Annotated in this window: 8 protein-coding genes, 2 tRNA genes, 3 rRNA genes and 1 pseudogene; 5 read left to right on the top strand and 9 right to left on the bottom strand. The window is 45.7% G+C overall.

What is annotated here, in order from left to right; genetic code table 11:
- Positions 1–47: 47 nt before the first annotated feature.
- From MIS45_RS01935 to recJ, 4 genes are all read right to left on the bottom strand, one after another.
- Entirely contained in the window at positions 48–611 is a 564-nt protein-coding gene (locus MIS45_RS01935) for a biotin transporter BioY (protein ID WP_249450832.1), read from the bottom strand.
- 322 nt (positions 612–933) lie between these two features.
- On the bottom strand, positions 934–1,395 hold the full coding sequence (locus MIS45_RS01930) for a Fur family transcriptional regulator (protein ID WP_249442962.1): 462 nt from the start codon (positions 1,393–1,395) through the stop codon (positions 934–936).
- Positions 1,396–1,406: 11 nt separating this feature from the next.
- Positions 1,407–2,189 carry a histidine phosphatase family protein gene (locus MIS45_RS01925; protein ID WP_249442961.1) on the bottom strand — a complete coding sequence of 261 codons (783 nt, stop codon included), beginning with the start codon at positions 2,187–2,189 and terminating at the stop codon, positions 1,407–1,409.
- Positions 2,190–2,433: 244 nt separating this feature from the next.
- Positions 2,434–4,188 carry a single-stranded-DNA-specific exonuclease RecJ gene (gene recJ / locus MIS45_RS01920; RefSeq protein WP_249450831.1) on the bottom strand — a complete coding sequence of 585 codons (1,755 nt, stop codon included), beginning with the start codon at positions 4,186–4,188 and terminating at the stop codon, positions 2,434–2,436.
- Positions 4,189–4,322: 134 nt separating this feature from the next.
- Here recJ and galU (MIS45_RS01915) point away from each other — a divergent pair.
- The 5 genes and pseudogenes from galU (MIS45_RS01915) to MIS45_RS01895 form a co-directional block, all read left to right on the top strand.
- A pseudogene (gene galU, locus MIS45_RS01915) lies at positions 4,323–5,186 on the top strand (UTP--glucose-1-phosphate uridylyltransferase GalU); the annotation flags it as partial.
- A gap of 227 nt (positions 5,187–5,413) precedes the next feature.
- Positions 5,414–5,737, top strand: coding sequence for a hypothetical protein (locus tag MIS45_RS01910; protein WP_249450830.1), 324 nt, complete (start codon positions 5,414–5,416; stop codon positions 5,735–5,737).
- Entirely contained in the window at positions 5,692–5,952 is a 261-nt protein-coding gene (locus MIS45_RS01905) for a hypothetical protein (protein ID WP_249450829.1), read from the top strand. Before MIS45_RS01910 ends, MIS45_RS01905 begins: the two co-directional genes overlap by 46 nt.
- A 32-nt stretch (positions 5,953–5,984) precedes the next feature.
- Positions 5,985–6,863: a UTP--glucose-1-phosphate uridylyltransferase GalU gene (gene galU / locus MIS45_RS01900; protein ID WP_249451320.1), complete on the top strand. Its 879-nt coding sequence runs from the start codon at positions 5,985–5,987 to the stop codon at positions 6,861–6,863.
- 129 nt (positions 6,864–6,992) lie between these two features.
- Positions 6,993–7,868, top strand: coding sequence for a YoaK family protein (locus MIS45_RS01895; protein WP_249450828.1), 876 nt, complete (start codon positions 6,993–6,995; stop codon positions 7,866–7,868).
- 81 nt (positions 7,869–7,949) lie between these two features.
- Here MIS45_RS01895 and rrf read toward each other — a convergent pair.
- The 5 genes from rrf to MIS45_RS01870 form a co-directional block, all read right to left on the bottom strand.
- Positions 7,950–8,061, bottom strand: a 5S ribosomal RNA gene (rrf, locus tag MIS45_RS01890).
- Between the two features lie 133 nt (positions 8,062–8,194).
- Positions 8,195–11,080 (bottom strand): 23S ribosomal RNA (locus MIS45_RS01885).
- Between the two features lie 335 nt (positions 11,081–11,415).
- Positions 11,416–11,491 (bottom strand) — tRNA-Ala (locus MIS45_RS01880).
- Between the two features lie 19 nt (positions 11,492–11,510).
- Positions 11,511–11,587 (bottom strand) — tRNA-Ile (locus MIS45_RS01875).
- A gap of 94 nt (positions 11,588–11,681) precedes the next feature.
- Positions 11,682–13,218 (bottom strand): 16S ribosomal RNA (locus tag MIS45_RS01870).
- Together the 16S, 23S and 5S rRNA genes with 2 tRNA genes alongside form the textbook arrangement of a ribosomal RNA operon.
- Between the last annotated feature and the right edge of the window lie 3 nt (positions 13,219–13,221).

Genomic DNA, 13,221 nt, shown 5'->3' with positions numbered 1-13,221 from the left:
GCAGCCTGAAACGATGTTTTCAGGCTGCCTTTGTCTCAACAAATCAATTAAATTTTTTGGAACAGGCGATACGCGGGCATTACCAATACGCAAGCCACCAATGCTTTAACCACATCGCCAACAATAAACGGATACAAACCGAATGTCAGCACTTTATCCGCTGGCACAAACAAAGATAATTGCGCCAAGCCCATAGCATACATCACCGCCGTTGCCACAATCGCCGCTGCCAAACTTTTCCATACAGATTTCAGGCAGCCCTTGTCGCTTGCCCAACCCAAAATCGCAGCCATCGCCACAAAGCCGAACAAATAGCCACCCGATGAACCCATCAACACGCCAACACCAAATTTGCCATTAGCAAAAACGGGTAAACCCAGCGCTCCTTCCAGCAAATACAAGGTCAATGCGGCGACTGCAGCTTTGCGTCCCAAAGCAAAACTCATCAGCAATACCCCCAAAGATTGACAGGAAATAGCCACAAATGGCGTAGGTACAGCTAATTGTGCCAATGCCGCAATCACGTTTGCACCGATGACAGTTTTTAAAATAAAAGCAGCAGTTTGATTTTTTGCTGCCCAATGTTTGGTTGCAGTTAAAGTTGCATACATCGTTATTTCTCCCAACATTTGGTTTAGAATAAAAACTTGGATTATCGTGATTTTATGGCATGAGTGCAAGTTTTCAGGCTGCTTGTGTTGATTGATGCAGCCTTAATGTACACAACACAAATCTTTAATATTACCTGAAATTTGTTCCCTCCCGCGCTGGCGGGGGAGGGTTAGGGTGGGGGTGGTTCGTTGATTTTCAACAATATTGATGTGCTTCCACAGATTTTCCCCCACCCTAGCCCTCCCCCGTTAAGACGGGGGAGGGAACAGATTCGTGGTTATTTCAAAAAATTGTCATGTACTGTGATGCAGCCTGAAAAATTTATTGGCATTTAGCACAAATCCCTGCCAAAACAACATGTTCTTCATTGAGCGCAAAACCTGAACGTTTTACCGCATCATGCAAAGCTGCCCATTCTTGATTCAGACTTTGCTCATCTACCGTACCGCATTCCGTGCAAACCAAAATAAAACTACTATTGTGATGGTCGCTTGCATGTTCGCAATGTCCACCACAATCGTGTCGCGCATGGCTACATAAAATATAACCATTGACTGCTGGAATCTTATGCAACACGCCGTGTTCAGCCCAAAAGTCTAACGCACGATATGCCGTTGGTGGCGCAACCACATTATCACTCACGCGCTGCATCTGCGCCAACACAGTATACGCTTTAATCACACCATCTAGTTGTAACACAATATCCAACACTTGTTCACGCAAAGGTGTAATTTGAATTCCTTTGCTGTGTGCATTGTCCAAAATATTTTGCTTTACGCTCATAACGTTCACTCTTAACGGTTACGGTAACCCAAGCCACGTGCCACTTTGGAAATTGGCGCAACAGGTGGGCGGTCTTTACCCCAATTCAAACCACCATCGGCAATGCCAATAATTTCCAAGCCTTTATACATATCATAACGTAAGCGCGTTACACTGGCATTGGGTACGCTGCGATATTGGATAGACATTGGGTCAATGCTTTTCAAAATGGTAGTAATACTCATACCGTGCGTAACAATTAACACACGCGCATCACGGTCGTTCGGACATTCACCAATCACATGGAATAAACCAATGCGCAAACGCGACAAAAAGTCGGTTTCATCTTCTGCGGTGCGTGCAGGGTCAAGTTGCGATACAGCAGACATTAACATATTGTATGAACCATTGCGATAGGCTTCCAACCACGCTGCAGTATCGGGATAACCGCGCTCTTCGGCAATGTATTGATTCAACTCATCACTTGATTGCCCTTCAAATGCACCAAAATGATATTCGCGTAATTCTTCCAACTCAATAATAGGCAGTTCAGGTTGCCCTGAGTTTTGTAAAATAATCTTTGCGGTATCTACAGCGCGTCCCGATGTACTAGAAAATGCTGCATCAAATTTTACATTTTGCGCTGCCATGCGTTTTCCCAATGTTGCCGAACCTGCTTTACCCGCTTCGGTTAATGGTGAATCGCACCAGCCTTGCAAACGACCATCACGATTAAACTCTGTTTGCCCATGACGAACCAAGTAAATTTCAAGCTTTGGCGCATCCTCTTTTTGTTTTCTCAAACCGCGTATCATAAAATATTTTCCTTAATCCACATGTGCGATGATTACCCTTGCAGCCATACCATTTTCTGTAAAAGCCACACATCATCTTAAGCACCCCCAATCTTCAGGCTGCCTTAACTTATCTTGAAAAAATGTTTAATTCTATTACTTTTGCAATAGATTAGCTACTCTGATTGAATAATTTAATAAATAAATCATTATTTCAGGCTGCCTTTATCTCAAAATAGGCAGCCTGAAACGATTATTTTACCAATTATACCGCTTCCCAATAATCCACATAAAGCTGCAATTCCTGATTACCACGCCATTCATTCACAGTCGGGCGATACACCAAACGAATCTGTGGTGGCAATTCATCTTCACAACGCCAAAACATTGCTTCAAACTCGCGCCCATCTTTTTGCACCCACGCTTTAACGTGTTTTTTTTCCGCACCCATTGGTTGTTGTTTGATGACTCGAAATTCATCGGTAAAACTGGGCGGCGGAAAACCTTGTCCCCACACTTGGCTATTGATAAGTTGCGCTTGTTCCAAACAAATGTCTTCGGTTTTCAGGCTGCCATCAGTTAAAAAGGTTTGCGACAAAATATCTTCATCAACCAAATCGCGCACTACCGCTTCAAATACGGTGCAAAATTCATCAAATCGGTCGGCGTGCATGGTCAAACCTGCCGCCATTGCGTGCCCACCAAATTTCACAATCATATTTGGACAACGTTTCGCCACCGTGTCCAACACATCACGCAAATGCACGCCCGCTATGGAACGCCCTGAACCGCGTATTTCATTGTCGCCCGATGGCGCAAACACAAATACGGGGCGATAAAATCGGTCTTTCAAGCGGCTGGCGACAATACCAATCACGCCTTGATGAAAATCTTCGCGAAATACCGACAGCGTGGTTTGCGTTTCAGGCAGCGTTTCGGGACACAATTTCAGTACATCTTTTAACATGCCTTGTTCAATTTCTTGGCGTGTGTGATTTAAATCGTTTAATTGTGCTGCGATACTTTGCGCTTGTTCAAGGCAGCCCGAAAGCAAACAGGCAATCCCCAAACTCATGTCGTCCAAACGTCCTGCTGCGTTGATGCGTGGGCCTAAACCAAAACCCATGTCAAATGGCTGCGCTTTGCATGGGTCGCGCCGTGCCACTTCAAACAGGGCGCGTATGCCGTGCGACATTTTGCCTTTGCGAATGCGCTTCAAACCTTGCGACACCAAAATGCGATTATTGTGGTCAAGCGGCACCACATCGGCGACTGTGCCGAGTGCGACCAAGTCCAATAATTCATCCAATTTTGGCTCGGCAATCGGTGCGTGATTTTCAGGCTGCCTATATTGATTTGTATGTAAATTGCTTGCATGAGCAAAATAACCACGCTGACGCAATTCTGCGCGTAAGGCAATCAACACATAAAATATCACGCCCACGCCCGCTAAACTTTTGCTGGGAAAATCGCAACCGCGTTGGTTGGGATTGACGATGATACAATCGGGAACATGGCTGCCTGCAACGTGATGGTCGGTTACCACAGTGTCTATGCCCCATGCTTTGGCGCGTGCTACGCCGTCTGCGCTGGAAATACCATTGTCCACCGTCAAAATGAGATTTGCGCCTTTTTCGTGGGCAATGTCTGCCAATTCGGGCGTTAAGCCGTAGCCGTGTTCAAAACGGTTGGGAACAAAAAAATCCACGATGGCACCCATGCTGCCCAATCCTTTCATGCCCACAGAACACGCGGTTGCACCATCGGCATCGTAATCGGCAATAATCAGGATTTTTTCCTGATTTTGTATGGCATCGGCTAAACGATTGGCGGCGGCTGTGCAGTTAGTTAACTGCGTGTAGGGAATTAATTGCGTAAAACTATCTTCTAACTCGGCTGGTTGCGACACGTTGCGTGCAGCATACAGTTGTGCCAACAAGGGGGAGGCACCTGCGTTTTGCAATGCAGCTTGGGCAATTGGGTCAATGGGACGAATGGCAATGTGTTTAGTATGTGTCATGAAAAAGACAAAATCAGCGTTTCAGGCTGCCTGAAAATCAAAAGCTGTATTTTACCCTACCGACTTAATGGTGTGTCGTTTATAATAAGCCTATTTTTCTAAACAATTTATTCAATAGAGCGACTGAATTCATGATGTTCCAACACAAAATCAGAAAAGCGGTGTTCCCTGTTGCAGGCTTGGGAACACGTTTCTTACCTGCAACCAAGGCAAGCCCGAAAGAAATGCTGCCAATTGTAGATAAACCTTTGATTCAATATGCGGTGGAAGAAGCGGTTGCCGCAGGTTGTACAGAATTAATTTTTATCACAGGTCGCAGCAAGCGTAGCATTGAAGACCATTTTGATAAAGCTTATGAATTGGAAACCGAATTGCATTTACGCCACAAAGATAATTTGTTGGCACAGGTGCAAAATGTCTTACCCAATCATGTGAATTGTACTTATATCCGTCAAGCGGAGGCTTTGGGTTTGGGTCATGCGATTTTGTGCGCACAACCTGCGATTGGCGATGAGCCATTTGCGGTGATTTTGGCTGATGATTTGATTGATGCACCCAAAGGGGTGTTATCGCAATTATTGGAAACGTATCATGCGCTAGGCAGCAGCGTGGTTGGCGTGCAAACCATTGACCATTCACAAACGCAATCTTATGGCATGGTGGAAACGCTGCAATGGCAAAATATGCAACGTATTCATCATATGGTGGAAAAACCGAAACCCGAAGAAACGGCATCTAATTTGGCGGTGGTTGGACGTTATATTTTGACACCACGCATTTTTGATTTATTGGAACGCATTGAACGTGGTATGGGTGGCGAAATTCAATTAACCGATGCGATTGCCAAATTATTGGAATATGAGCCTGTGATTGCTCATCCATTTGAAGGTACGCGATTCGATTGTGGTAGCAAATTAGGTTATTTAGAAGCAATGGTAGCTTTTGGCTTGAAACATCCTGAAACAGGTGTTGCATTCCAAGAATTAGTGAGCCGTTATGCATCTGGTCAAATTGGTCTTGAAACTAAATCTGCAACATTTCAGGCTGCCGCTGTAACGCCAGAAAAAGAAGTTTCCGATAAGCAAGATGATGTAGAAGCTACTGTACCACTTGGTGCAGCAGCGTTGGCAGCTATTGCAACACCTGATATGGTGGAGGAAAATGATGATGACGAGATGATGAATGGGTAACCGATGGCGAAGAACTACTCGTTTCTACCGAAGGAGTGGCACATCTGATTAATATGCTCAATTCGTTTATGGAAAATGCTGAATTTACAGATGATGATACAGATACTGATGAAGTAGAAGCGGAAGAAACAAAAATTGCTCCAACTCATCTACCTAAACAATTAGACAGCCATATTGCAGATGTAGCGGTTGTGCAAGATGATGCAACACACAAATTGGTCGAAGAAAGTATTCAGGCTGCCGTATCTTCAACTACTGCAAATAACAATACCGAAACTGCATTACCAAAAAATAATACGCCTGACACTATTGCATGGAAGCTCCTAATAACCAAACTGCTATTGAAATTCCTGAGTTGAAAGATGAAATCAATAGTAATTATGTAGTGGAAGTTCCTGAAGAAATAAATAGCGCACCTGCCGAAGAAACACTATCTAGTGATACAGTGCTATCTACTGAACCAGAAACAAAACAAATGGCAGGTTTCCAATCACTCGGTGGTAAATATGCGTTTGGAGAAAGACGTTTTGTTCCTAACCAGAATCGTCCTCACAGTAAGCAGCCTGAAAAATAATTTTTGATTGAAGAAAGTGAAACCAAGTTATGATGTATCAACCTAAAAAAATTCGTAAAGTTGTTTTCCCTGTTGCAGGTATGGGCACACGTTTCTTACCAGCCACCAAAGCCAGTCCCAAAGAAATGTTGCCTATTGTTGATAAACCCTTAATTCAATATGCGGTGGAAGAAGCGGTTGCTGCTGGCTGTACTGAAATTATCTTTGTTACTGGACGCAGTAAACGTAGTATTGAAGACCATTTTGACAAAGCATATGAATTGGAAACAGAATTACAACTGCGCCACAAAGAACAAATGTTGGAACAAGTGCAAAATATTCTACCCAAAAACGTAACATGCTTATATATCCGTCAAGCAGAAGCGCTGGGATTAGGGCATGCCGTACTATGCTCCCAATCAGCAGTTGGCAATGAACCATTTGCCGTTGTTTTAGCAGATGATTTAATTGATGCACCCAAAGGCGCACTATCTCAAATGATTGATGTGTACAATCAAACTGGGAGCAGCGTGATTGGCGTTCAAACCATTGACCCTGCTCAAACTGGCTCATATGGCATCGTAGAAACATTACAATGGCTAAACTTCAACCGTATTCGCAGTATTGTAGAAAAGCCAAAACCAGAAGATGCTAAATCTAATTTAGCTGTGGTTGGGCGCTATATTTTAACACCACGCATTTTTAATTTACTGCAAACTGTAGAACGTGGCACAGGAAACGAAATCCAATTAACTGATGCAATTGCTAAATTGGTAGAATACGAACCTGTTTTAGCGCATGCATTTGAAGGTACTCGTTACGATTGTGGTAGCAAAATTGGTTATCTAGAAGCAACATTGGCTTATGGCTTGAAACATCCAGAAACAGGTGCTGCCTTCCGCGAAGTATTACAACGTTACGTTGTACGTTAATCCATACTTATTCAAATAGGCAGCCTGAAAAATCCATTTTTCAGGCTGCCTAGCGCATTTTGATACATCACAAAAAATTAACATTATATTTTTGTTATACTATTTTTATTTTAATTTCATTCGCTTCCTATGCTGCATCACCATCATCCTTCTCGCAAAATCATACGCCATCCCTTTTGGCAAGTAGATAAACCTTATCTACATGATAACACCATTACAGATGCACGTTTCCGAAAACTTGGCTACATGATGGCATTTTCTGCTGGTGCAATTAATGCAGGTGGCTTTTTTGCCGTCAGCAACTACACCTCACATGTTACAGGTGCACTCTCACGCGCTGCTGACAGCATTATTACCCATGACTGGCATACTGCTATCACAGCTATAGTAGGTGTACTGTGCTTTGTTTTTGGTGCAGTTCTTGCTAACCTGACTATTTTATGGGGAAAACGTCATCACTTCCGTAGTTGTTATGGATTAGCGATGTGGACTGAGGCCATTTTTCTCATTTTATTTGCCTTATTTGGTATGGTACTAGCAAAAATCGGTGAAGTTATGATTCCTCCCACCTTACTACTATTATGTTTCATTATGGGTATGCACAATACTGTCATGACCGTACTTTCAGGTAGTGCTATTCGTTCTACACATATGACAGGCTCCGCAACCGATTTAGGTATTGAATTATCACGGGCACTATATTACAGCCATAGCAGTAACCCCAAGCTACCAGATGTTAAAGTCAATCGTCCCAAAATGTGGTTATTAATTGGCATGATTTTAAATTTTATATTAGGTGGCATAATTGGTGCATACGGATATCAATACATTAGTTATTACTTTACTCTACCCGTTGCTGCTATGTTATTTATTTTTGGATTAGGTTCTATTGGCTACGATATTAAAATACGTACTAAATGGTGGCTGATTAAAAAAATTCGTGAACGCAATCGCGCAAAACGCAAAGCAGAAAAAGAGAAAAAACATACAGAACAAAATAATTGATTTCCACTCTGACAAATTACTTCATACTGATAAAAAGATAAACCCCCTAGCACTATGTGAGCTAGGGGGTTAGGATTAAGAGTTTGGCGATGACCTACTTTCGCATAGGGACTATACTATCATCGGCGCTAGTTCGTTTCACTGTCCTGTTCGAGATGGGAAGGAGTGGTGCCAAACCGCTATGGTCGCCAAACATAAACTGTCAAACTGGAAAGCCTTTATCTTTGGTATTTGTTTTTGGTGATGACTGAGTCATCAGTAAGCTTTATTTTCATTTTTGTTTACTTTGATTTCAGTTTTTCTATTTTCAAAGTCCTTCAAATGATAGAGTCAAGCCTTACGGGCAATTAGTATCGGTTAGCTGCACGCATTACTGCGCTTCCACACCCGACCTATCAACGTTGTGGTCTACAACGACCCTTCAATGCGGTTAAATCGCAGGGGAAGTCTCATCTTTGGGCGAGTTTCGCGCTTAGATGCTTTCAGCGCTTATCTCTTCCGAACTTAGCTACCCGGCTATGCTTCTGGCGAAACAACCGGTACACCAGAGGTTCGTCCACTCCGGTCCTCTCGTACTAGGAGCAGCCCCCGTCAAACTTCCAACGCCCACTGCAGATAGGGACCAAACTGTCTCACGACGTTTTAAACCCAGCTCACGTACCACTTTAAATGGCGAACAGCCATACCCTTGGGACCGACTACAGCCCCAGGATGTGATGAGCCGACATCGAGGTGCCAAACTCCGCCGTCGATATGGACTCTTGGGCGGAATCAGCCTGTTATCCCCGGAGTACCTTTTATCCGTTGAGCGATGGCCCTTCCATTCAGAACCACCGGATCACTATGTCCTGCTTTCGCACCTGCTCGACTTGTCGGTCTCGCAGTTAAGCTACCTTTTGCCATTGCACTATCAGTCCGATTTCCGACCGGACCTAGGTAACCTTCGAACTCCTCCGTTACTCTTTGGGAGGAGACCGCCCCAGTCAAACTGCCTACCATGCACGGTCCCCGACCCGGATTACGGGTCTGGGTTAGAACCTCAAAGCCACCAGGGTGGTATTTCAAGGACGGCTCCACAGAAACTGGCGTCTCTGCTTCTAAGCCTCCCACCTATCCTACACAAGTGACTTCAAAGTCCAATGCAAAGCTACAGTAAAGGTTCACGGGGTCTTTCCGTCTAGCAGCGGGGAGATTGCATCTTCACAACCATTTCAACTTCGCTGAGTCTCGGGAGGAGACAGTGTGGCCATCGTTACGCCATTCGTGCGGGTCGGAACTTACCCGACAAGGAATTTCGCTACCTTAGGACCGTTATAGTTACGGCCGCCGTTTACTGGGGCTTCGATCCGATGCTTGCACATCTTCAATTAACCTTCCAGCACCGGGCAGGCGTCACACCCTATACGTCCACTTTCGTGTTAGCAGAGTGCTGTGTTTTTAATAAACAGTCGCAGCCACCGATTCTCTGCGACCCTGATTGGCTTACGGAGCAAGTCCTTAACCTTACAGGGCATACCTTCTCCCGAAGTTACGGTATCAATTTGCCGAGTTCCTTCTCCCGAGTTCTCTCAAGCGCCTTAGAATTCTCATCCTGCCCACCTGTGTCGGTTTGCGGTACGGTTCTGATTCAACTGAAGCTTAGTGGCTTTTCCTGGAAGCGTGGTATTTGCTACTTCGTAACCGTAGTTACTCGTCATCACGTCTCGGTGTTAAGAAAGAGCGGATTTGCCTACTCTTTCCACCTACTGGCTTAAACAAACTATTCCAACAGTTTGCTAGCATAACCTTCTCCGTCCCCACATCGCATTGAATCAAAGTACGGGAATATTAACCCGTTTCCCATCGACTACGCATTTCTGCCTCGCCTTAGGGGCCGACTCACCCTACGCCGATGAACGTTGCGTAGGAAACCTTGGGCTTTCGGCGAGCGGGCTTTTCACCCGCTTTATCGCTACTCATGTCAACATTCGCACTTCTGATACCTCCAGCAGCCTTTACAAGCCGCCTTCACAGGCTTACAGAACGCTCCCCTACCATGCTTTAAAAGCATCCGCAGCTTCGGTTACAGATTTGAGCCCCGTTACATCTTCCGCGCAGGAAGACTCGACCAGTGAGCTATTACGCTTTCTTTAAATGATGGCTGCTTCTAAGCCAACATCCTGGCTGTCTGTGCCTTCCCACTTCGTTTACCACTTAATCTGTCATTTGGGACCTTAGCTGGCGGTCTGGGTTGTTTCCCTCTTGACACCGGACGTTAGCACCCGATGTCTGTCTCCCATGATTGCACTTTCTGGTATTCTGAGTTTGCAATGGGTTGGTAAGTCGCAATGACCCCCTAGCCATAACAGTGCTTTACCCCCAGAAGTGATACATGAGGCACTACCTAAATAGTTTTCGGGGAGAACCAGCTATCTCCGAGTTTGTTTAGCCTTTCACCCCTATCCACAGCTCATCCCCGCATTTTGCAACATGCGTGGGTTCGGACCTCCAATGCGTTTTACCGCACCTTCATCCTGGCCATGGATAGATCACTCGGTTTCGGGTCTACACCCAGCAACTATGCGCCCTATTAAGACTCGGTTTCCCTACGCCTCCCCTACTCGGTTAAGCTCGCTACTGAATGTAAGTCGTTGACCCATTATACAAAAGGTACGCAGTCACACCATAAAGGTGCTCCCACTGTTTGTATGCATCAGGTTTCAGGTTCTATTTCACTCCCCTCCCGGGGTTCTTTTCGCCTTTCCCTCACGGTACTGGTTCACTATCGGTCGATGATGAGTATTTAGCCTTGGAGGATGGTCCCCCCATATTCAGACAGGATTTCACGTGTCCCGCCCTACTTGTCGTGCGCTTAGTACCATTAATGTGTTTTCGGATACGGGGCTATCACCCACTATGGCGGACTTTTCCAAGTCCTTCTCCTAACGCATCAATTATCACGCACAGGCTGCTCCGTGTTCGCTCGCCACTACTTACGGAATCTCGGTTGATTTCTTTTCCTCGGGGTACTTAGATGGTTCAGTTCTCCCGGTTCGCTTCACCAGTCCTATGTATTCAGACTGGGATACTGTACAAGTACAGTGGGTTTCCCCATTCGGACATCGCGGTATCATTGCTTTTTTGCCAGCTTCTCCGCGCTTTTCGCAGGCTTACACGTCCTTCATCGCCTATCATCGCCAAGGCATCCACCTGATGCACTTATTCACTTGACTCTATCATTTGAAGAACCTCTGACTTTGCAAAAACTGGCGTTGACTACCAATCTTTACTTAAATTCTCAAACAATAAAGCTTACTGCTTTGTTGTGAGTAGTTTGTGCCTTTTGTGTTTCACAAACTACTTGATACAATCATCACCCAAATTCGCACAATCTTTCATTTCTATATTTAAAGATTGCTTTGTCTTTGTTTGTTGATTTCGGCTTTCCAATTTGTTAAAGATCGATGCAATCATTTCCCGACTTTGTCAGGAAATTGCAAATTAAAACAAGCAAACTATTCATTCTACACAAACTCGCTTTAATTTGCAATTTCATTTTATTTAATCTTGGTGGAGGCAAACGGGATCGAACCGATGACCCCCTGCTTGCAAAGCAGGTGCTCTACCAACTGAGCTATGCCCCCAGTATTCCTGTGCTGCAACTGGTGGGTCTGGTAGGACTTGAACCTACGACCCCACGCTTATCAAGCGTGTGCTCTAACCACCTGAGCTACAAACCCATGTACTTTTGACTCTTAAACTTCTGTTTAATCATCCTTGCATCTTCTGATTACCGATAAGTGTGAGTACCTAATAATCTCTTCTTTTCTCTAGAAAGGAGGTGATCCAGCCGCAGGTTCCCCTACGGCTACCTTGTTACGACTTCACCCCAGTCACGAAGCATACCGTGTTAAGCGGGCTCCTTGCGGTTACCCTACCCAATTCTGGTATCCCCCGCTCCCATGGTGTGACGGGCGGTGTGTACAAGACCCGGGAACGTATTCACCGCAGTATGCTGACCTGCGATTACTAGCGATTCCGACTTCATGCACTCGAGTTGCAGAGTGCAATCCGGACTACGATCGGTTTTCTGGGATTGGCTCCACCTCGCGGCTTGGCTACCCTCTGTACCGACCATTGTATGACGTGTGAAGCCCTGGTCATAAGGGCCATGAGGACTTGACGTCATCCCCACCTTCCTCCGGTTTGTCACCGGCAGTCTCATTAGAGTGCCCAACTAAATGATGGCAACTAATGACAAGGGTTGCGCTCGTTGCGGGACTTAACCCAACATCTCACGACACGAGCTGACGACAGCCATGCAGCACCTGTGTTACGGCTCCCGAAGGCACAAGCATATCTCTACGCTCTTCCGTACATGTCAAGACCAGGTAAGGTTCTTCGCGTTGCATCGAATTAATCCACATCATCCACCGCTTGTGCGGGTCCCCGTCAATTCCTTTGAGTTTTAATCTTGCGACCGTACTCCCCAGGCGGTCAATTTCACGCGTTAGCTACGCTACTAATGCATCAAGTGCACCAACAGCTAATTGACATCGTTTAGGGCGTGGACTACCAGGGTATCTAATCCTGTTTGCTACCCACGCTTTCGAGCATGAACGTCAGTATTATCCCAGGAGGCTGCCTTCGCCATCGGTATTCCTCCACATCTCTACGCATTTCACTGCTACACGTGGAATTCTACCCCCCTCTGACATACTCTAGCTTGCCAGTTTCAAACGCCGTTCCCAAGTTGAGCTCGGGGATTTCACATCTGACTTAACAAACCGTCTGCGCTCGCTTTACGCCCAGTAATTCCGATTAACGCTCGCACCCTACGTATTACCGCGGCTGCTGGCACGTAGTTAGCCGGTGCTTATTCTTCAGGTACCGTCATCAGCAACTGATATTAGCAATCGCCTTTTCTTCCCTGACAAAAGTCCTTTACAACCCGAAGGCCTTCTTCAGACACGCGGCATGGCTGGATCAGGGTTGCCCCCATTGTCCAAAATTCCCCACTGCTGCCTCCCGTAGGAGTCTGGGCCGTGTCTCAGTCCCAGTGTGGCGGATCATCCTCTCAGACCCGCTACTGATCGTCGCCTTGGTAGGCCTTTACCCCACCAACTAGCTAATCAGACATTGGCCGCTCAAATAGCGCAAGGTCCGAAGATCCCCTGCTTTCTCTCTCAAGACGTATGCGGTATTAGCTAATCTTTCGACTAGTTATCCCCCACTACTCGGTACGTTCCAATGCATTACTCACCCGTTCGCCACTCGCCACCAAGTACAAGTACTCGTGCTGCCGTCCGACTTGCATGTGTAAAGCATGCCGCCAGCGTTCAATCTGAGCCAGGATCAAACTCTTATGTTCAAT

Origin of the sequence: Wielerella bovis (assembly GCF_022354465.1) — a bacterium.
In the GTDB taxonomy this organism is placed as follows: domain Bacteria; phylum Pseudomonadota; class Gammaproteobacteria; order Burkholderiales; family Neisseriaceae; genus Wielerella; species Wielerella bovis.
The sequence above is the reverse complement of the archived record's forward strand: the minus strand, read 5'-3'. Positions and strand labels throughout refer to the sequence as shown.